The sequence below is a fragment of the Enterococcus sp. DIV1304_2 genome (genome assembly GCF_050555445.1).
GTDB classification, from domain to species: domain Bacteria; phylum Bacillota; class Bacilli; order Lactobacillales; family Enterococcaceae; genus Enterococcus_B; species Enterococcus_B pernyi.
Genome location: NZ_CP187851.1, coordinates 2872448 through 2894467, shown reverse-complemented (window position 1 = coordinate 2894467; position 22020 = coordinate 2872448). Strand labels below are relative to the sequence as shown.

Genomic DNA, 22020 nt, shown 5'->3' with positions numbered 1-22020 from the left:
CGAATCTACCATCAAATAGCGTATACTATTAGGTAGAGCCAATTAGTCAAACAAAGACTAATTTACAGATAACTAAGGGGATTCTATAACTATTCCCCAACTAAAGGAAGCGATCAAATATGAAATCTGAAATCATAGCAGTAGGAACAGAATTATTACTTGGACAAGTCGTGAATACGAATGCGACATTTTTATCAGAACAGTTAGCAGATCTAGGAATCGATGTCTATTATCACACAGTTGTCGGGGATAATCCGACTCGTTTGGAGGAGTTACTCCAGTTAGCTGAATCAAGAAGTGAACTAATCATTTTATGTGGTGGATTAGGACCAACAGAAGATGATTTAACAAAAGAAGTTGTTGCAAAACACCTTGATAGAAAACTGATCCAAAATACAGAAGGTTACAAGAAACTGTTGGCATTTTTCGAAACGACAAAAAGAAAAATGACGGATAACAATTTACAACAGTCCCAAATCATTGAAGGTGGCACACCATTACCTAATCGAACTGGCTTAGCGTTAGGCACGTTTTATCAAACGAAAAGCAATGCCTATCTTTTACTTCCTGGGCCACCGAGTGAGTTGAAGCCGATGTTTGTAGAACAAGTACGCCCCTTGTTAGAACAACAATTCCCTTCAGAAGAAAAACTGATCTCAAAAGTGTTGCGCTTCTATGGCATTGGTGAATCACAATTAGTAACCGATCTAAAAGACTTGATTGCTACACAAATCAATCCCACGATTGCTCCTTATGCCAAACCAAATGAAGTCACACTGAGATTGACCGTCAAAACGTCAGATATTCATGCAGGGAATCAAGCGTTGCACGCACTGGAAGAAAAGATCCAAGCCCGTGTCGGTGAATATTTTTATGGATATGGGGATGACTATTCGTTGCCACAAGCTGTCGTGGATCTACTGAAAGAACAGGGGAAGACAGTCACAGCAGCTGAAAGTTTGACAGCCGGAGGCTTTCAATCCGCACTAGGAGCGATTCCTGGCGTCTCTCAAGTCTTTTCTGGTGGTTTTGTGACTTATTCAGCAGAGACCAAAGCAAAGCTCTTAGGCATCGATCCAGACCTGTTAGAGCAGTTTGGCACAGTCAGTAAAGAATGTGCCGAACAAATGGCGATCCGCGCGCGTCAGCTCGTCGGTACAGATTATGCCGTAGCATTTACCGGCGTGGCAGGACCCGACACATTAGAAGGACATCCTGCAGGAACAGTTTGGCTGGCCGTTGCATCTAAAGAAGGCGTAGAGACAAAAGAGTGTCACTTCACGAGAGACCGTGCTGCAATCAGAAATAGTGCGATTATGCAAGGATTTGATCTGCTGAGAAAGCAACTATTAAGAAAAAAATAAATGCGAATATTTGTTCGGTTTTTGCTTGCTTTTTATAAATAAAAAAGATATTATAAACGTAATGAAATGTTACTTTGAGTCGTAAAAATAAGGAGGATTATCGTATTGGCAGATGATCGTAAAGCAGCCTTAGATGCTGCATTGAAAAAAATTGAAAAGAACTATGGGAAAGGTTCGATCATGAAACTGGGCGAAAAAATCGACCAACAAATCTCGACAATTCCAAGTGGTTCTCTTGCACTAGATGTTGCTTTAGGGATAGGTGGCTATCCTCGTGGACGGATCATTGAAGTCTACGGTCCAGAAAGTTCAGGTAAAACAACGGTTGCACTTCATGCAATCGCAGAAGTCCAAAAAAATGGTGGGACTGCCGCCTTTATCGATGCGGAGCATGCCTTAGACCCGCAGTATGCCCAAAAATTAGGGGTAAATATCGATGAATTACTCCTTTCTCAACCAGATACAGGAGAACAAGGATTAGAGATCGCTGATGCTTTAGTATCAAGTGGTGCAGTAGATATCGTCGTTGTCGACTCAGTAGCAGCTTTAGTACCACGTGCAGAGATCGACGGTGAGATGGGTGACTCACACGTAGGGTTACAAGCTCGTTTGATGTCTCAAGCCTTACGTAAACTGTCAGGATCGATCAACAAAACAAAAACGATCGCGATTTTCATCAACCAAATTCGTGAAAAAGTTGGCGTGATGTTCGGTAATCCAGAAATCACACCAGGAGGACGTGCGCTGAAATTCTATGCAACGATCCGTTTGGAAGTACGTCGTGCTGAACAATTGAAACAAGGAACGGACATTGTCGGTAACCGTACAAAGATCAAAGTCGTAAAAAATAAAGTAGCGCCACCATTCAAAATCGCTGAAGTCGATGTCATGTATGGCTTAGGTATCTCTCAAGAAGGCGAGCTATTGGATATGGCAGTTGAAAAAGATATCGTTGACAAGAGTGGTGCATGGTATTCTTACAAAGAAGATCGCATCGGTCAAGGTCGTGAAAACGCGAAGATCTATATGTCAAATCATCCAGAGATGATGGCTGAAGTATCTACATTAGTGCGTGCAGCTTATGGCATCGGTGAACCAGTTGATGTACCAGAAGAAGCACAAGAAGAATTACCACTAGATGAATAAAGAAATAAGCGGGTATCCGGTAGTCTAATAACTACCGGATGTTTTTTTATTTTTCTCTAGAATAAGCACAAAAAAATCAATCATCACTCGATCAAAACCTCCCTTTTTTGAAAAACAAGGAAGCCGTTTCTTTTCGTATTTAAAGTTGACACTACTGGAAACAAACATTAGAATAAACTTGTGCAGGTTTTTATGCACATATGCAACAGCATATTTATAGTTTAGAATAATTTATCATAGAAATTGGTAGATGATAAAAATGGAAAAGATAGTATGGAGGTGGATTTAATGGGACTCAACATTCTCCTCGCTATCATCGGTTTAATTGTCGGTCTTGGTTTAGGGTTTATGGTTGCGAAGTCACGTCATGAGAAAGAAATTGCTGGTGCAAAAACATCAGCTGCAAGTATTCTTGAAGGTGCAAAAAAAGAAGCAGAAACTCTAAAAAAAGAAGCATTGTTGGAAGCTAAGGAAGAAAATCAGAAATATCGTTCTGAAGTTGAAAGTGAGCTGAGAGAAAGTAAATTAGAGCTAAAATCTCAAGAAAATCGATTGATCCAACGCGAACAAACGTTAGATCGTAAAGATGACTCGTTAGAAAAACGAGAAAACTCACTTGAAAGTAAAGAAGAGGCACTTAGTTCAAAACAGCAATTAATTGAAGAGCGAGAAAAAGACGTTGAAAGATTGATTGAAGATCAACAAAAAGAATTAGAAAAAATTGCTGGTTTATCGAAAGAAGATGCAAGAGAAGTAATCATGAAATCAACCGAAGAAGAGTTGAATCATGAACTGACCTTGATGGTAAAAGAATCAGAACAACGTGCAAAAGAAGAAGCAGATCGCAAAGCGAAGAACTTGCTTTCATTGGCTATCCAACGTTGTGCAGCAGATCAAGTTTCTGAAACGACAGTGTCTGTCGTGACATTGCCAAATGACGAAATGAAAGGTCGTATCATCGGACGTGAAGGACGAAATATTCGGACTCTTGAGACCCTTACAGGGATCGATTTGATCATTGATGATACACCAGAAGCAGTCGTTCTTTCAGGATTTGATCCAATTCGTCGAGAAATCGCACGAATGACATTAGAAAAACTGATTCAAGATGGACGGATCCATCCAGCACGTATTGAAGAAATGGTTGAAAAATCACGCAAAGAAATGGACGAACGGATTCGTGAATATGGAGAAGAAGCAGCCTTTGAAGTCGGCGCACATACGCTTCATCCAGATTTGATCAAGATCATGGGTCGTCTCCATTTCCGAACAAGTTATGGCCAAAACGTGTTGAAACACTCGGTCGAAGTAGCGAAATTATCAGGAATCTTAGCAGCGGAGTTAGGCGAAGATATCCAATTGGCGAAACGTGCGGGATTGTTGCATGATATCGGAAAAGCATTAGACCATGAAATTGAAGGCTCACATGTTGAGATCGGTGCAGAACTAGCAGCGAAATACAAAGAGAATCCGGTTGTGATCAACGCGATCGCCTCTCACCATGGCGATGTCGAAGCAACTTCTGTTATTTCCGTCCTAGTTGCCGCTGCAGACGCATTATCAGCAGCTCGCCCAGGTGCAAGAAGCGAATCATTGGAAAACTATATCCGTCGTTTGAGAAGCCTAGAAACGATCTCAAACAGCTTTGCCGGTGTTGAATCAAGTTTTGCTGTCCAAGCCGGACGTGAAGTACGCGTCATGGTTAAACCAGAAGAAATCTCTGATTTAGATGCGGTACGCTTAGTACGCGATATCCGTAAACGCATCGAAGATGATCTGGATTACCCAGGACACATCAAAGTAATCGTGATCCGAGAGACTCGTGCAACCGATTATGCGAAATAAAAAATAGTTAAAATATAGGATGACCCAACAGATTAGATTAGTCTGTTGGGTCATTTTTTTTATTCTAGGGCAGAACAGATCGTGACAACGCTTATGACTTTAAAATGATCTTTTATGACAGATAAGATATCCATAGTTTTTTAACGGTATAGTAATACTTGAAATAACTATAGTATAAGGAGGCGAAGCATATTGCGGATGAAAATAATGAAATTTGCTGACGAACATCCCTATCTAATCGTCATTTATTCTGGATTGGTTGGGAGTGCTTTTGGGATCACGATTGAATATATCGTGAATCGTGATTTCCTGCCGAGAGGCATTTATAGTCTGATGTTTTACTATGTCATAGAATTGTCGATCGTTAAACTCAAATCAAAAAAAAGAGGAAATTAAAACAAGACAATAAGAAAAGATATGTTTACATACATTCATAAAAAACGGCTGAAATGACAGGAAGTGTTCATTTCAGTCGTTTTAGGTGTAAAAAAACACTTAAATGAATTCCTTTTTACCTAGCCAAAAAATGCACACCTTCTTGAGTAATAAGTTGAAAATCAGCCATTTCATCTTGGAACGTTCAATCTAATTTATTTGACCATTTTTTTCTAAATTACTTGAATAAAAGGCACATAAATTTTTACCACCCTTGTATGATGAAAGTGATGGGGAGAAGAGATTTGTAGAAAAGCAAATAAAACTAGTGATTTTTATCACCTTATTCAGTTGATTTGCATCTTTTAATGAAGGAGTGAGAAGAAATGCCAGGAGAAGATTTTAATCGAAAAATTGGTGAGTTCCACAACGAATTTAATAAGAAAGATGATCTAAAAGAGCGAGACAATATAGTCCATGACATTGTAAGTAAGTCAGGTCAGACCCCGAGAGACCTCCTAACCCCTACAGGATTCCTCTTTATGTGGAGCGTTCTAGCTGGTCTACGGATGCCAGAGGAACGCCCTGATCAGCAACGAGCGGTTCAAGATTCAGGTGCGGTTTTAGAAGTAGATACGCATGTTGAAATTCAACAGATCGGAAATCAAGTGCGGATGCCTGCGCTCAAGTCTAGCTCGACGTTTAACCCCAAAAGAATGACCCTGCCTTTACCAACGAACACCACCCAAATCAAACAATCCAAACCAGAAGTTGTCTCGCCACTTTCGGATTTAGCAGACGCTGCTCATCAATTTAGTATAGATGTGCACAAATTTGCTCATGGTATTTCAGATCTTATTGACTGTTCGACGACCGAACAAGCCTTTCACAAGAAAGACTACGGTTTGTGGGAAAATAAAAATCATACTCAAATCCATTTTAAGACAGTATGCCAAAATGCTATCGCTGAATCACATACATTGAATGAAGCACGAAGTCATACAACCCATTCCTTACAGCAATTTTCATTCAAGAAAAGCACGAATGCAAATGATCCACAGCAATTTAATGCAAGTAATGCGGCTGAAAAGTTGAAAAATTTTTTTCAACAGACTTTTGAGGAAAAGTATCAGAAGAATGAAACGACCACAGACGTTCCAATACCAGAAAATGTGACTCTTAGTGTTCATTCTTTTTGGGATGGTCTAAATAAAGTATTCAGCTCCTTCTTTCATCAGCAAGAACAAACCCTTGATTCGAGGAATCACACAGATGGAAAATACAATATTTTAGGACATTTTACAGAGTTATTAATCGAAACTTTCTCTAGCGATCCTGGAACACAAGAGAAATCTTCTGATTCGTTAGGCAAAGACAATAGGAAATATGATCAGCAACCTATTTTAAGTCAGCAGCTCCGGACAGATGATTCGAAAAGACGAGCATCTCATGAAACAGACGTGAGCATTTCCGCAAAACTTGTGGCTTTAGCCGGAGATTTTTCAGAAATGATTGACCGTTTTGTTAAGCGGTATGATTTCTTAAAAACAAGGATTGTCGCGGAAGCAGCAACCCTTCCTACGCAATCGATGGATGAGCCACCTGTAATGGAACCACCGACAAACCCAACGCTTGTTGGTCTGAAATCGTCAGAAGCACTTTCTGAGGAAACACTTGAGAAAATCAACAAAGTCATGTTAGCTTATCTGGAAAATAAACTGTCACCCGTGCCCGTCGATGAACCATTTACTCCGTTCTGGTATGATCAAGAAGTCTTTGGTCAGCGTAATGAAACAGACAAAGCAAATGAAAAAATCAGACAGGCTGTTTGTGAACAGCATAGTGAATTATGTGACATGAAAGAGAAGCCATTCCATGATTTTTTCCTTGCTCTTCAAAGCTGGGCAAACAGAGGTGCATCAAATCATGAGCTTCTTGAGAAGCGACAACAGCTTGCTAAGATTATTCTTAGTGCTTATGGTCTTTCAGTTGGGCAGTTAACTGCTATTAGAGCAATCAATATCTTCTTTCAATGGGAAACAAATAACGTGTTTAAACCATATACTTTTACTGAAATTAAGAATATTGAGATCAATCCGATACAAAAACATAATGAAACAGTCACAGAAAATGATCTAACCAATAATTTATTCATTCCTGTTAGTGCTTCTGACTATAGTAAGGTCCTTCAAATCACCGAAGCCATCTCTCAAGATATACAACCCTTTGATCAGTCAGAATTATTACCAGTTTTTCATTTTGATGAACAGCTTTTTCAGCAGAAAAATCAGACAACTGATGTGAATCATCTGCTTAAATCTTTTTTCATCGGTACAGGAGTTGTGAGCCAGATAGATACCGACTTGGAGTTGATCAAGGTTGTTCAAAATTGGGCAGGTAGGAATTGGAAAAATGACCAAACCTTACAGTCGGAGCGGGCACAGTATTTAGCTTATCTCATCCACAAAGGGTACGGGATTGAAAATAGTAGACTAGGAGATTTCTTATCCGATATACAATTACAAGCAATTTATAAACAATGGAAAACGAACACGTTGCTAGTGGGGTATCGTTATAAAGAGAAGACGAAACAAACTATTCAATATGATTTATCACCAGCGGAGTCCGTCTCGATTCTTCAAGTTAAAAAACATTTAAAAGAAAATAATCAAATCTATGATGATTTCATCCATGGTCGACCAGATAGTATTCCAAAGCAAACACTAATCGTGCCAATTTATTATCATAAAAAGCTTTTTGATATGAGAAAGCATACCCAAGAGGCGAATGGAGTAGTCGGAAAGTTCCTATATAAAGAACAAATGTATTTCACAACGGCAACACCACGCCAACTGGTTTTGTTATTGCGAAAATGGATCTTTGAAGGCTTACAGTATGAAGAAATCAGCAAAAGGCAGAACATAGCAGCGAATATGATTTTGAGGGCTCATGGTGAGGAAGGTATCCCCTTAACGGATACTGAGGCACGAGCGATTATCTTGCAGTGGGAAAACAATAACGCACAGATGGGCTATACGTATAAGAAGGGGCAAGACGATCGTTTGGGTATCGATATTGAAGAAATCAAAAAGAATCAAGAACAGGAGCATGAAGAGGAAGTTAAGAAAAAAATTGAACGTTTTTTTTCAGAAAATGATTTTAAGCCTACGACACAAACGAATAGTCAGCCAAAAGAAGTGTTACATATTACCATAGATCGTATAAAGTTAGAAAAAGAAAAACAAAGAGTAGCTAAATTCCTAACTGAAAAAGGCGTGGATTGTGAAACTACGGATGACAATGCTTTTGCGAAAATAGTCTCAAATTGGGTATTGCTAGAAGGCGCAAATCAAGAGGTTATAGACATGGTTAAAATGAAGCAAATTGCTCAAGTCATCCTTGGTGAGGAAGTAGATGGCGTCATTTCAAATAAAGGCGCTGAAATCACGTTCACGAATTGGTTATGGGACATGATCGAAAGCAATCATTTAGTTTTGCCTACCACCACTCCCTCTGCGACTGTAGATGAAAAAGCAGGATCTACACCAGCAGTAACAATCAATAAATGGTTGGATAAGAAAATCATGACACAAATTGAGACATTTTTTCGTCAAAAAGGCACGCTGTCAGCTACCCAAGTAAGCAAAGAAGATATTTTGTCTGCTATAGGGGAATGGTTTGGACAAACAGGGATGGATGGCAGAGTCTCATCTGAGAAAGTCCAAGCGATAGCAAAAGTCATTCTGAAAGAGTTAAAACTATATGGTGGACAGCCAGGAGAAGTGATCTCAGATAGAGACGCTGAATTGACCGTAATGAAATGGACAGTTGAAAATGTCCTGGGTACCACCATTGAAGGGTATGCAGCAAAACAGATCATTGATTCATCTGACCCATCTACATTTACGATCGGCCAGCTTAGGAAGTCATTTTCAGTAGAAGAATTGATAAAAGCAGATCTAATCAACATCCCACCGAAATCAGTCACTCCACAAGTAGATCAAAAAAAAGGCTTACAAAATAACATCACTAAACTATGGATTATGTTCATGAATCGAGCACTCCCTAATTACTTTCTTAAATCAAGTGAAGTTGGTGACGATGTATTGATCGCTGATTATGATTCTTTAATGCAGATGACAGGTTCTAGAATATTAAAGGATCTAGGTTACCTTGAGAAATTCAATCAGACAGAAATCAAATCAGTAGGCGAGCTTTTCTTTGATAGTTTTAGAGATAAAGGGATTGATACTGTCGAAGAAATTTCTCATCTCCTAGTTCCAGCGACACTGGCTACCGCTCAGTTGGACCCAAATATCCTAAGAGGTCCATTAGCAAAAGGGAACTATCAACAAGTCGCGTTAAGCACCTTTGTCACTTATTTGCAACGTGGCTATTTTGAACTAATAAAAAAGCAAGAAATGGTCAATGACCTTGTCTTATCTTATCAAACAGCAGTAATCAACTGGCGCCAACAATCAGTGCTTGTGGATGAAGTACTGGAAGAGTGCAATAGACTCGGTATCAAAGTTAGTCTTGCGGGCAGACAAGTTTATCTCTCTGGCGGAAATCCCTGTCCGGGTCCATGGATCCCACCAGATATCAATGAATGGTATACGCGGTTAACGAAAGCTGTATCCGAATCATTTTATTCGTTGGATCAGTTTCTGATACGACTTGAGATGGATTCATTCCACAAAGATGATTTGTATTTTATATTTTCACCGGAAAGTCGTATATATGAGGCACAGGCAGTATTGAGTCATAAAGCAAGTCATCCAGCAAGCGGACCAGGAAAGTCAGGTTTTCCACCAGTCTTTTTGGCAAAAGAAGTGGAAGTAGAGACGCTCCTTACATTGGATGAGACAGATTTATTTGTAGTTACTCGTGGAGGAGAAGAAAGATGTTATGCGTTGAAAAGGCTGGAAAAAGATGGAGGATACAAGCTTTATCGCGTGGATAAAGATCCTATGTTATATCTCCGCTATGGGCTTTTTAATCGACCCGATCTTTGGAAAAATGAATTTCGAAAATATGACGATAAAGTTCTGATCAGAGATAAGCCGTACATTCTTAAACTGGATTCGAATCAGAACAAACTCGTATTACAAGGTAATGCACAGGAGACATTTATCAACCATATTAGCGGTAAACACCGGGATAAAGTCTATCGCCAACTATATGATTCAGGAAGAGAGACAACAACGGCTGAAAAAGTTTGGGATGTTTTCAAACATCTCATTCCTTTTTACGATTGTGTGGTCGGTAGTATCAATAAAGATATTGGTGAGGCGGTCCCCAGTTGCATGCTTGATGCAGTTTCCTTGATTCCTGTATTGGGTCAAGTCACTGCATTTAATACGAGATTTGTATTTGGTATGGCAAGAACGATCATGAAACATGGCGCAGCAGGTATAGTACGCCATAGCACACGTTTTCTCCCCAAACCATCAGAGCTTCGATCAATTGTTGTGAGTGCTATACTTTACGCTGATCCAGGAATAGGATTTTTGTATGATAGTTCAAAAGCCTTATCTAAGGGATTGATACGGTTAAAAAACCAGGTATTTATTAGAAAGGAACTCAAGGAAGTAGCGGCAAAACTAGAAAAATTTGGTGTAGAAACCCACGATTGGGCTAAAAGTTATACGCAAGCTACTTTACCAAATAATGGCCCAGAAATCCGTGTGAAACGAGTGCAAGATCATTTATATGTTCCAGTTTCAGATTTAAAAAAAGGGGATGTTTATGGGAACCGGTTTACCTTACGTGGGACAAAACTAAGACTGTTTGAGGGACAGGCAGTTTTTTTTCGCAGACACAAATATTTGATTAAGCGAGTTTCAATGAAGATTCCTAACAGAGACTTAGCTGTAGAAGAACTAAATTTAAATCCTAAAGCTTATGGGGAGGCAACTACTTTAACGGTTACTGGGGAAGGAGATTTTCGCCATACCCTCATTGAAATGAATAAGAAACTAGTGCCTGTTAGAATCAGTACAATTGAGAACCATGGTGTCCGTTATGATGTATATGATCGAGGAGCGATACATCCGGTAAACTTTAATGGGGTAGAGTGGTATTTTGAAGCAGAAACTAGTCCAAGTGTTTCGCTAGCAGTACGTGAAAAGGTAGGAAAGGAACTAGATCAGTATGAGTCATTACTGACTCCGACTACGCTATCGCCACCGGATGAGAATGGTTTGATGTGGAATTCTGCTGGGCGATCTTATATCAGAATCAAAGAACAATACCTTCCATTAGTTCTGTTGGACAAAGAAACGAATCGTTACCATTTGGTGAAAAAAAATTTCCTTTCACCAATGACCGTGTTACGTTTGGACACAAATAATGGTGTTTTTCGTTTTGAAACGTCTTTAGAGAAATCCCATGAAAAATATCCAGGGACTGTCCAACATCATGGACCTAATTCTCCACAAGCAAGCACATCTAAAAAAGCAGATGTAGGCTCAGTTTCTGGAGGAGCAGTTATGCAGAGGCGTGAGAATTCATTGTATCCGCCGTATAATACCCTTCCAGTATCCCCCAATCGATGGTGGGGTTGGTATAGCATGCTGAATGCAATCGAGTATTCGCCGTTACATGGGATTTCAAGGTTAGAAGATGAATCAGTTCCGATTAAACCGTTGGATAATTTTGTCTCAGAACCACAAAGAATTGTCTTTATTGACGAGGAGAAAGCACAAAAATCGATTGCTGATGCTATCACCAAAGTATTGTCTTTGAAACCAGGGGATCAGTTTCGCGTTTTTTCCGGTTTAGATATAAGTAAAGTGCCGGAATCACTTAGACCGTTTATAGAGAAACTTCCACAAGAATTCGAGAACGCCATGGAAAATTTCAGAATCGTCAAAGATGTGTGTTTAGAATTATTAAAAGTAGATAAAATAGCAGAAACAGCCGAAGGTCAATACTTAATAAAATTCCTTGATATACCACCTTCTTTTCAACAAGAGAAGATTTTAAAGGAATCAGTAGAGAGGCTCCTTTCGATCGCAACAAAAGGCGAACAATTTTTGCGTCAAACAGCAGACTGGGGATTTGAAAATATTTGGATCGTTTCGACTGATTTTGTTCTAGATGAGAAGACACATGCCTATTATTCCATTAGTAATGATGATCCGAAAGCCTATGCCTTTGTATTGAAAGAAGATGCCGAGTGTCGCATCATTATTGTAGCGGATGCTTTCCATAAAAGACCAGAGATTTTACCAGGAATCCAAATGGCAGCACCCCCAGAGATAACGATTACGCATGAAACCACACACATTGTTTCAGGAACATATGATGTTGTTAAATATGGGCTAACGCCTATTGGATTTTTGCCGAGTGGTCAAAATGTGAAAGATGATTTTCTTGCACGATACGCAGAATATTTTGAACATCCTAATTTTGATCAATTTGTTACAGCGGTAGCAAAACATCAAAATGCCCCTCGATTATCTAAAAAAACTGTCATCAAAGCATTTCAAAAAGACCCTTTATTATTTACTAACTTCAAATTGACGGATGCTCAATTGCTTGCAACGATTATAAGAGATTTTGCCAATCAAAATGGGTTCTATAACCAACCGCGTGTCAAAAGAGAAACAAAGGAAGAGGGACTGGGAGATGGCAAGCTATTCACTGTGTTAGCAATGATGGAAACAGGTAATTTCTTTGTTTTAGAACAAACTAAAGATTTAGAAAAAAAGCAAGAATTGTCTGAAATGACGCCGACAGGAGCTACTCAAACAAGGGATGAAGTAGCGGATTTTGCAAAGATTATAAGTCAAGGCAAAAAGATTAATAAAGCGACCAATGCGACAGCAACTTACCAGAATTCCAACGATGATTTTTCAATTGTACCACCAGATAAAAATTTAGAAAGGAAACAAGCAGTACCAAAAATGCCGGCAGAAGCATCTACTCAAAAAAGAGATGAAGCGGCAGATTTTGCAAGGATCATGAGAGGGGTTGAGCATAAAAATCAGTCCCACGATCAGCCCCGCGTCAAAAGAGAGATAAAAGAAGAAGGATTGGGAGATGGTAAACTGTTTAGTAGTGCAACGACGATGAAAACAGGTGGTTTTTTAGTGATTGAACAAGATAAACCTTTAGAAAAGAAACAAGCAATACCAAAAACGTCGACAGAAGCACCTGCTCAAACAAGAGATGGGGCGGTAGATTTTGCAAAGGTCATAAGTCATGGCAAAAAGGTTAGTAAAGAGACCAATGCGACAATCACTTACCAGCAGTCTATCGTGAAGGGAAAACAGGTTAGTCTGTAAAACGAACAGTAAAGGGCACTAGCCAAAAAAAGATAGCACAGAGATAAAGTATAATTTTACTACTGTAAGTATCAGCTAAAATATGAAGAATAACCTCTTCGATCACTAAGACAGTAAGCATAAAAATGTGCAGTCTTATTTTCGAAGAGGTTATTTCTGTTCTAAATGTTTATTGGGAGTAAGAGTGTATTTCTCTTGCTTTAGATACTAAGAAAAGTAGATGATAAAGAAGAATCGTTTAACTGTTATAGTGACATTCGTCACCCAACTATAGAAGAGGGACAATGAATGTCAATAGTTTGAAAATTCTACAACATCTCTAAATCTTTTTCGATCGTTTTGGTGATCCCTGTGATGATCGCGGGGATAAACCCAGCTTCTTCTAATGCGACGACACCAGCAACTGTCGTTCCGCCTGGAGAAGATACTTGATCAACTAATTCCCAAGGGTTTTCATCGCTTGCTAGAAACTTTTGACAGGAACCTAAAATCGCTTTGGCTGCAATTTCTGTTGCTGTTTTTTTAGGTAGTCCATGTAAAACACCTGCACGGCCCATTGCATCGATCAACATATAAATAAAAGCAGGGGAGCTTCCAGCTAATCCGATAAATGTACTGAAATCATCTTCTGCTAAAGGATAAACACTACCAATCGCTTCAAAGATTTGTGTCGCTTGTGTCAACTGTTCATTTGTTGCTGCTTGGTTTTTGCAGATTGCAGAAACACCCGCGCCAACACTTACGTTGACATTGGGCATCACACGAATGATAGCAGCTTCTGGATCAAGTGCTTGTTCTAGTGTTGCAAGCGATTTTCCTGAAGCAATTGAGATAAACAACTGTTGTTTACGATGGTCGCGTAATTCATTTAACACCTGTTCGATGATTTTTGGTTTCACTGCCAAAACAACGATTTCTGCTTTTTCAGCAATCTCTTGATTGGTTTGACAAGCATTGACCCCAACTTTACCAGCAAAGCGTTGGGCATTTTCATAATGACCGCTTGAAACAAAAATATCTTCTTTAGCCACTAGATTATTTGCTAAGATACCGTGAATAATTGCTTGTGCCATATTTCCTGTACCGATAAATCCGATTTTCATATAATCCTCTCCTTTGATTTTTAGCATAGCTTTCTTTCTCATAATCTGCAAGTCGAGAGACGAACTGATTTTGAAGAACTCAAGGAGAGTATACATAAGGCGAGGACAGTGAGTGTGAAGCTAGTGAATGGCGGATTTTTCTGGGGGAATAAAAGCGATTAAAAAGCCAGCTCCTTCAATAGTAAGTCAAAACGTGAAAAAATATGAGAAGCTATTTTCCCACGTTCTGTCTTACTACTTGGAGCTTAACGGCTTTTTCACAACCTAATGCCCAAAGTGGAAAAATCAATGTAAATAAGATAACATGAGTGTATATGTTTAGAAAGTCTACAGGTGAGGAAGGGTGCCGGTGAAAAATAAATTACAGATCATGATCCAGTGGGTGAAAGCACATCAGTTGATTTTGAAGCTGATTTTCTTTGGATCGATCCTTGTTTTTGTGGCGAATCAAGTCGCAAACATTGCCCATGGGATGAGTTGGCAAGATGTCTGGCACACGATGGAACAACAAAGTCATGTCACGTTAGCATGGATGATTTTAGCAGGTTTGATTGGTGTGATGCCGATGTTACTTTATGATTGGGTAACGATTCGAGTATTGGAAAAACAAGGCAAGCCCAAAATGAGTCGTAAAGACTTTTTGTTATCTGCATGGATCACGAATACGATCAATAACTTGGCAGGATTCGGAGGGATTGTCGGAGCAAGCTTGCGCGCCAGTTTTTATGGCAAGCACACGAATCGGAAAATGGTGTTGGCAACAGTCTCTAAGGTTGCTTTGTTTCTATTGACGGGTCTTTCTATTTGGTCATTAGTGACATTCATCAATGTCTTCTTTCTTCAAACAGATAGTGTATTTCGCAGTTATTGGATTTGGTTATTCGGTGGTAGCTTTTTGGCACCGCTTATCTTTTTGTTTGCATACTTGAAACGTAAAACGCTATTTGTAGAATTTTATCCTAAAGGCTTACTGGGCTTGTTGCTGGCTTCCTTTGGACAATGGACCGGTGCCTTAGTAGTTTTCTTGTTGATTGGGCGCTTGATGGCTGTAGATATTTCTGTATGGTCCTTGTACCCTATGTTTATCATTGCCACATTGATTGGGATGTTGACGATGGTGCCAGGTGGTGTAGGCACATTTGATGTGCTGATGATCTTAGGAATGAGTCAACTTGGCGTGCGGCAAGATGTTGCACTTGTTTGGTTACTTTATTATCGTTTGTTCTATTATGTTCTACCATTTCTTTCAGGGATCGTTTTATTTTTGACACACACAGGTGTCAAAATCAATCGATTTTTAGATAATATTCCCCGACTATTTTTTCAAAAAATTGCTCATTTGGTGTTAGTGTGTGCCGTTTATTTTGCGGGAATCATGATGGTCTTACTTTCAACGATCACGAATCTTTCGACTGTCAGTCGCTTGTTTCAAATACTCTTACCCTTTTCGTTTGATTTTTTAGATCAGTCATTGAATCTGCTGGTTGGGTTCTTATTGTTAGGACTAGCTAGAGCTTTAGCGATGAAAGTCAAAAAAGCATTTATTCCTACGATTGCTTTACTCGCTTTTGGCATCATCAATACTGTGATGCGCACCTTATCATGGGAATTGATTGTTGTATACCTTTTGATTTTATTAGCGGTGTGGTTATCCCGAAAAGAGTTTTATCGTGAAAAGTTCGTCTATTCTTGGGGAGCAATCATATTTGATGCGTGTTTGTTTGGCTTTTTATTTATTGTTTATGCAATCGCAGGCTATCACCGTGGAAGTTTTTGGGTAGGTGATTTAACTGCGAATCGCTTTATTCTCTTTCCATCTGAGGATGTTTGGTTTTCAGGACTGATTGGTTTAGGGATCTCATTACTTGCGTTAGTTGCATTGTACCAATATTTAGCTTCAGAGACAGGGTTTGGTGAACCTCTGGATCAAATGCGTTTAAATCGCCTTTTGGCTGCCTATGGTGGAACGGCAGCTAGTCATTATCTGCACTTACCTGGATATACTTATTTTTATTATCAGGAAAATGATCAAGATAAAGTAGTGTTTGGTTACCAAATCAAAGGGAATAAATGTTTTGTTCTTGGTGATCCGATTGGTGATCCAACGAAGATACGTACAGCTACGCATGAGTTTTTGAAAAAAGCCGATTGTTTTGGCTATGAGTTAGCTTTTTATAAAGTATCCGAAAGTTATGTCGTCATGCTTCACGAAGCGGGCTTTCACTTTGCAAAAGTTGGCGAAGCAGCGATCACTGATCTTTCTTCAGATGGGCTACACTGGCGCACAAAGCAGATCGAATTGCAACGTTTGACGAATGAGGGCTACCATTTTACCTGGTATGACCAATTACCTGAAGAGTTGCTCGAACCGATCCAAGAAGTTTCTCAAAAATGGTTGGATGGTTCTCGTGAGAAGCATTTCTCTGTTGGTTATTTTGAGAAAGAGTATCTCTTGATGAGTGGTATTGGTATTGTTCGGAAAGAGCAGAAAATCGTTGGGTTTATTACATCTCAACCAATCAATGACCGCCAAGCGGGGTATGATTTATTGCGGTATCTACCGAACCAGCCGAATAGTCTAGGTGATTACTTACTTGCAAATCTACTGGATGTCTATCGCAAAAATGGGTATGCAGAAGCAAATCTGGGACTGGCTCCACTTGCAAATGTCGGAGAAACTGATTTCTCGTTCTTACAAGAAAAAGTGATGAGGATCATCTTTAATTACGGGAATTTCTTTTACTCATTCCAATTAGCTTACGAAGAAAAACAACGGTATGTTACTCATTGGGAGGGCCGTTATTTTGCGTATATGAAAGGAAGTAGTTTTACTTTAGCCACATGGCAGCTTTTCTTATTGATTGGCAAAGGGAAAGAAAAAGGAACAAGTCTAGCAGAAGAAGTTCTGACAGAATTGTAAAAATGATTGTAAAGCTGTGAGGAAAGTGTTTACGCATGTTGGTGGAAGCTATACTTTTATTTTCCCCTATGATAGAATACTTTCGACTTAGACTTTTCGAATGGGTGAGAGGATGGAATTGATTGAAAAAGCACCAGCGAAGATAAACTTAGGGTTGGATGTGTTATATAAAAGACCAGATGGGTATCATGAGTTGGAAATGGTGATGTCAAGTGTAGATTTAGCTGATCACTTGTTCTTTGAAGAGCTATCGGAAGATCGGATCATTGTTGAAACGAATAAAGCATTTTTGCCGGTAGATCAGCGTAACAATGTGTATCAAGCAGCTTTGTTGTTGAAAAAGAAATATCAAATCAAAAAAGGCGTAAAAATCGTTGTGAAAAAAAATATTCCTGTCGCTGCTGGCCTAGGTGGTGGAAGTACAGATTGTGCTGCCGCGTTGCGTGGAATCAATCGGTTATGGGAGTTAGGCTGTAGCTTAGAAGAACTAGCAGAGATCGGCTTGGAAGTGGGGACAGATGTTCCTTACTGTGTTTATGGCCAAACAGCTTACGTAGGCGGAAAGGGAGAAATCGTCCAATTGTTGCCAGCGATGCCCTCTTGCTGGATCATTTTGGTAAAACCTAAAATGAGTGTTTCGACACGAACTGTTTTTCGAGAAATCGATACGCAAAAAATCCAACATCAAGATATTCCTGGGTTGGCTGATGCGCTTCGACAACAAGATTATCAAAAAATGTTGACGAAAATGGGGAATAGTCTTGAAGATGTGACAGGAAAACGCCATCCGGTCATTTATCAAATCAAAGAGCGAATGATCAAATATGGTGCAGACGCGGCCCTGATGAGTGGTAGTGGACCAACTGTTTTTGCCCTTTGTCAACACTATTCCAGAGCCCAACGCGTCTACAATGGATTAAAAGGTTTTTGTGAGGAAGTTTATCTTGTCCGAACGCTATAAATGCATGAAAGAGACATGATGTCATGACGGAAGCAGTCAGCTTCGAAAAATAAGCGGTAAAAGAGGTCGGAATAGAATTGTTTAGCCTCGAGAAATAAGGCGCCATCCACGAAAATTGTTTTTCAAATTTTTGTGGATGGCGCCTTATTTTCGAAGAGGTTACTTCTGTTTCTGCCGTTTATTCAGTTTTAGGAGATGTGAGTGGACTAATATTCCAGACATCTTTCCCGCTGATTTCGTTTTAGAAGATGAAGGATCGTTACCTTCTTTTTTGTTATCAATCTCAACCAATCGTTCATTGTTCTCGGGACATAAAATAATAGTGTGGAACAGCCACTTTTTGACCAAAGTTGAAAGAAAACGATTACGTTCGTTGTTGATATGACGGGCAATTCATTTGTTTTCCGATTTACATGGTAAGTTTGCATTTAAATCAGAAAATCAGGTTAAACTATTGACTGTTTTTTTTTAATTTGGTACATTAATCCTCGTTGATAAATCGTAATATTACGATTTGTTTTGAAAGGAGCATATATGAAGAAATATTTATTAGCCGCATCTTTAGCAATAGGAGCTTTCCTATTTACAGCGTGTGGACAGACAACCCAAGAATCGGCACAAGATGAGTTGAACGTTGTCGCAACGTTTTACCCGATGTATGAATTTACGAAAGAAGTCGTTGGTGATACTGGGAAGGTCGAATTATTGATCCCCGCAGGAACGGAACCCCATGATTTTGAGCCAAGTGCCAAACAAAGTGCAACCATTGCGGATGCAGATGTTTTTGTTTATAACAGTTCAGATATGGAATTTTTTGTTGACTCATTGAAAGATACGGTCGATACCGATCGAACGTTGATGATCGAAGCCGCTAAGGGAATTGAACGTCTCGAGTCACAAGAAGAGCATGAAGAAGAGCACGAAGAATCAGAAGGCCATCAGCATGACCATGCCTATGACCCTCATGTTTGGTTAGATCCAACATTAGCAATCCAAGAAGTACAGACGATTGCTACAGAGCTCGGCAAGAAATATCCAGATAAGAAAGATACATTTGACCAAAATGCCGCAGCTTATATCAAAAAATTAGAAGCATTGGATCAGAACTATACAGAAGCATTAAAAGGTGCAACCAATCGAACATTTGTGACGCAACATGCTGCCTTTGCTTATTTAGCAAATCGCTACGACCTAAAACAAGTAGCCATCTCAGGAGTTTCACCGGATCAAGAGCCTACGCCTAGTCGATTGGCTGAATTGAAAGATTTTGTCGATCAAAATAAAATCGAAGTCATCTATTTTGAAGAAAATGCGTCATCTAAAGTAGCTGAAACATTATCAAAAGAAACAGGCGTAAAACTGGAAGTACTCAACCCCCTTGAGAGTTTGACGAATGAACAAATCGAAGCGGGTGAAACTTACATTTCTACCATGGAGAAAAACCTAGAGGCATTAAAAGAGAGCATAAAGTAAAACGAAGGGAGTCCTCTATGTGCGTTATATCGAAATAGCTGATCTCACTTTCTATTATGATGAAGAACCTGTGTTAGAAGGTGTTTCTTATCATGTAGATGCCGGTGAATTTGTGATTTTGACTGGTGAAAACGGGGCGGCAAAATCTACATTGATCAAAGCTTCTTTGGGGTTATTGAAACCCTCTAAAGGGACCATCAAAATTGCAGGAAAAAATCAGGACGGAGACAAATTAAGTATCGGGTACATTCCACAACAAGTTTCTTCCTTTAATGCGGGTTTTCCTAGTACAGTCTTAGAATTAGTACGTTCTGGCAGATATCCGAGAGGTCGTTGGTTCAAACGGTTAAGCGAAAAAGACCATGAGCATGTCAAGCGTGCGTTAGAATCTGTTGGTATGTGGGATATGCGTCATCGTCGGATTGGTGAGCTGTCTGGTGGTCAAAAGCAACGAATCAGTTTAGCACGTATTTTTGCGACTGATCCAGATTTATTTGTACTTGATGAACCAACTACTGGAATGGATGAAGAATCACGAAATGAATTTTATCGTTTATTGCGCCATAGCGCACACGACCATGGGAAAGCTGTATTGATGATCACTCATGATCACGAAGACATCAAACAATATGCGGATCGACAAATCCGTTTAGTGAGAAAGGAGGATTCTCAATGGCGTTGCTTTCATATGAATTCATGAGGCGGGCATTTCTTGCTGCGATCTTTATTGCAGGAATCGCACCGATGTTAGGAGTATTCTTAGTGATACGTCGGCAATCGTTGATGGCAGATACACTGTCTCATGTTTCTTTAGCAGGGGTAGCCTTAGGATTTTTCCTCAATCTCAATCCAACGATGACCACAATGGTGGTAGTCGTTATCGCTGCAATCATTTTAGAATACCTACGTTCGATGTATCGTACGTATTCAGAGATTTCCATTGCGATCTTAATGGCAGGAGGACTTGCGCTTGCATTAGTTTTGATGAATTTGAGTGGGGGTAATTCTGCCACGAGCATCCAATCTTATTTATTTGGATCAATTGTGACGATCACTTGGCCACAAGTTCTATTCCTAGGTATTTTGTTTGCAGTGATCGGTCTTTTGTTTTTCTTATTCAAACGTCCGATGTACGTGTTGACCTTTGATGAAGACACCGCTCATGTCGATGGACTGCCGGTTCGTTGGATGTCAATGATGTTCAATATTATTACTGGGGTAGCAATCGCTGTCATGATTCCGATAGCAGGCGCGTTGCTGATTTCTGCTATTATGGTTTTACCAGCAGCAATCGGGATGCGTTTAGGGAAAAGCTTCAATATTGTTATATTGATCAGTATCATCGTTGGTTTTATTGGTATGCTTTCTGGGTTAACTAGTTCGTTCTACTTGGATACACCGCCAGGGGCAACTATCACATTAGTATTTATCTTTTTATTCTTATTAGTCAACTTGAGTAAACGTATTTTATTAGGAATTAGAAGAAAAAAATAGACCACTATTTTTTAAACAGGTAGTTATTTGAGACAAACAAATGTCTTAAATAGTTACCTGTTTTTTTATAAATACCGAACTATTTTCTTAATTTTGGATAAAATGCTCGAATTTTCCCGAAAAAACTTATATAATGAAACACGATAAAATTTGTTGGAAAAAGGAGCTGGAATTTTTGAAAGTACGTCGCAGTGAGCGTCTTGTCGATATGACACAGTATTTATTAGATCATCCGCATGAATTGATTTCATTAACAAGCTTTGCCGAACGTTATGAATCTGCTAAATCTTCGATCAGTGAAGATTTGGGGATCATCAAAAAAACATTTAAAGAAAGAGGTTACGGAACGCTTGAAACAATCCCTGGTGCAGCCGGAGGTGTTCTATTCATTCCGGAGATTTCCTACGAAGAAGCAAAGAAATATGTTGAATCGCTAGCTGAGCGCTTGTCTGAACAAGACCGTTTACTCCCTGGAGGCTATGTTTACTTATCTGATCTATTAGGAGAACCTGAGCTATTACGTCAAGTAGGGAAAATCATTGCCTCAAAATATTTAGGAGAAAAAATCGATGCTGTAATGACTGTAGCCACAAAAGGGGTGCCAATCGCTCAAGCCGTTTCCTATTACTTGAACGCACCGTTTGTCATCGTTCGTCGTGACTCTAAGATTACAGAAGGTTCTACAGTGAGTGTGAACTATGTTTCAGGTTCATCTGAACGGATCGAAAAAATGGAACTATCAAAAAGAAGTTTGAAACGTGGTTCTCGCGTGCTTGTCGTCGATGACTTTATGAAAGGCGGCGGAACAGTGAACGGAATGAAGAGCTTGATTGAAGAATTTGAATCTGAGCTTGTCGGTATCACTGTGTTTGCGGAGTCAAAATTCAACGGACATCGCGCAATCAATGACTACACGTCGCTACTTTACGTCAAAGATGTGGATACAAAAACGAAAAATATCACTGTAGTACCAGGCAACTATTTCGAAGAATAAAACAACGAACATAGCGGTGCTATGGAAAAAGAAGAGGCGATGGATGATGTCTCT

General features: G+C 39.5%; 12 protein-coding genes. 11 read left to right on the top strand and 1 reads right to left on the bottom strand.

What is annotated here, in order from left to right; genetic code table 11:
• Positions 1-119 precede the first annotated feature (119 nt).
• The 5 genes from IGJ14_RS13350 to IGJ14_RS13330 all read left to right on the top strand — a co-directional run bounded on the left by IGJ14_RS13350 (position 120) and on the right by IGJ14_RS13330 (position 13021).
• A complete protein-coding gene (locus tag IGJ14_RS13350; RefSeq protein WP_019723897.1) occupies positions 120-1364 on the top strand; it encodes a competence/damage-inducible protein A in 1245 nt (414 codons plus the stop codon).
• A 105-nt stretch (positions 1365-1469) separates the two neighbouring features.
• A complete protein-coding gene (gene recA, locus IGJ14_RS13345; protein WP_019723454.1) occupies positions 1470-2510 on the top strand; it encodes a recombinase RecA in 1041 nt (346 codons plus the stop codon).
• A 288-nt stretch (positions 2511-2798) separates the two neighbouring features.
• Positions 2799-4355 carry a ribonuclease Y gene (gene rny / locus IGJ14_RS13340; RefSeq protein ID WP_010734077.1) on the top strand — a complete coding sequence of 519 codons (1557 nt, stop codon included), beginning with the start codon at positions 2799-2801 and terminating at the stop codon, positions 4353-4355.
• 192 nt (positions 4356-4547) lie between these two features.
• Positions 4548-4751 carry a hypothetical protein gene (locus IGJ14_RS13335; RefSeq protein WP_029594071.1) on the top strand — a complete coding sequence of 68 codons (204 nt, stop codon included), beginning with the start codon at positions 4548-4550 and terminating at the stop codon, positions 4749-4751.
• 365 nt (positions 4752-5116) lie between these two features.
• Positions 5117-13021 (top strand): QWxxN domain, encoded by a 7905-nt coding sequence (locus tag IGJ14_RS13330; protein ID WP_195475980.1) that lies wholly within the window; start codon positions 5117-5119, stop codon positions 13019-13021.
• 308 nt (positions 13022-13329) lie between these two features.
• On the opposite strand, the gene proC is transcribed toward IGJ14_RS13330, so the two are convergent.
• Positions 13330-14124, bottom strand: a complete 795-nt coding sequence (proC, locus tag IGJ14_RS13325; RefSeq protein ID WP_019722362.1) for a pyrroline-5-carboxylate reductase — start codon at positions 14122-14124, stop codon at positions 13330-13332.
• Positions 14125-14473: 349 nt separating this feature from the next.
• On the opposite strand from proC, the gene mprF reads away from it, so the two are divergent.
• The 6 genes from mprF (at position 14474) to purR (ending at position 21966) form a co-directional block, all read left to right on the top strand.
• Complete coding sequence (mprF, locus tag IGJ14_RS13320; RefSeq protein ID WP_019722361.1) at positions 14474-17044, top strand: bifunctional lysylphosphatidylglycerol flippase/synthetase MprF; 2571 nt, start codon at positions 14474-14476, stop codon at positions 17042-17044.
• A gap of 112 nt (positions 17045-17156) precedes the next feature.
• Positions 17157-18005, top strand: coding sequence for a 4-(cytidine 5'-diphospho)-2-C-methyl-D-erythritol kinase (gene ispE, locus IGJ14_RS13315; RefSeq protein ID WP_019722360.1), 849 nt, complete (start codon positions 17157-17159; stop codon positions 18003-18005).
• Between the two features lie 534 nt (positions 18006-18539).
• On the top strand, positions 18540-19478 hold the full coding sequence (locus tag IGJ14_RS13310) for a metal ABC transporter substrate-binding protein (RefSeq protein ID WP_019722359.1): 939 nt from the start codon (positions 18540-18542) through the stop codon (positions 19476-19478).
• A 19-nt stretch (positions 19479-19497) separates the two neighbouring features.
• Positions 19498-20178, top strand: a complete 681-nt coding sequence (locus IGJ14_RS13305; RefSeq protein ID WP_010734086.1) for a metal ABC transporter ATP-binding protein — start codon at positions 19498-19500, stop codon at positions 20176-20178.
• Positions 20151-20972: a metal ABC transporter permease gene (locus tag IGJ14_RS13300; RefSeq protein ID WP_019722358.1), complete on the top strand. Its 822-nt coding sequence runs from the start codon at positions 20151-20153 to the stop codon at positions 20970-20972. The genes IGJ14_RS13305 and IGJ14_RS13300 overlap by 28 nt, the downstream gene beginning before the upstream one ends.
• A gap of 175 nt (positions 20973-21147) precedes the next feature.
• Entirely contained in the window at positions 21148-21966 is an 819-nt protein-coding gene (gene purR / locus IGJ14_RS13295) for a pur operon repressor (protein WP_010734088.1), read from the top strand.
• The last annotated feature ends 54 nt before the right edge of the window (positions 21967-22020 follow it).

Coding starts and splice junctions, on each gene's coding strand:
- IGJ14_RS13350 (WP_019723897.1), top strand. CDS start 120: ATGAAATCTGAAATCATAGCAGTAGGAACAGAATTATTACTTGGACAA.
- rny (WP_010734077.1), top strand. CDS start 2,799: ATGGGACTCAACATTCTCCTCGCTATCATCGGTTTAATTGTCGGTCTT.
- IGJ14_RS13330 (WP_195475980.1), top strand. CDS start 5,117: ATGCCAGGAGAAGATTTTAATCGAAAAATTGGTGAGTTCCACAACGAA.
- proC (WP_019722362.1), bottom strand. CDS start 14,124: ATGAAAATCGGATTTATCGGTACAGGAAATATGGCACAAGCAATTATT.
- ispE (WP_019722360.1), top strand. CDS start 17,157: ATGGAATTGATTGAAAAAGCACCAGCGAAGATAAACTTAGGGTTGGAT.
- IGJ14_RS13310 (WP_019722359.1), top strand. CDS start 18,540: ATGAAGAAATATTTATTAGCCGCATCTTTAGCAATAGGAGCTTTCCTA.
- IGJ14_RS13300 (WP_019722358.1), top strand. CDS start 20,151: ATGGCGTTGCTTTCATATGAATTCATGAGGCGGGCATTTCTTGCTGCG.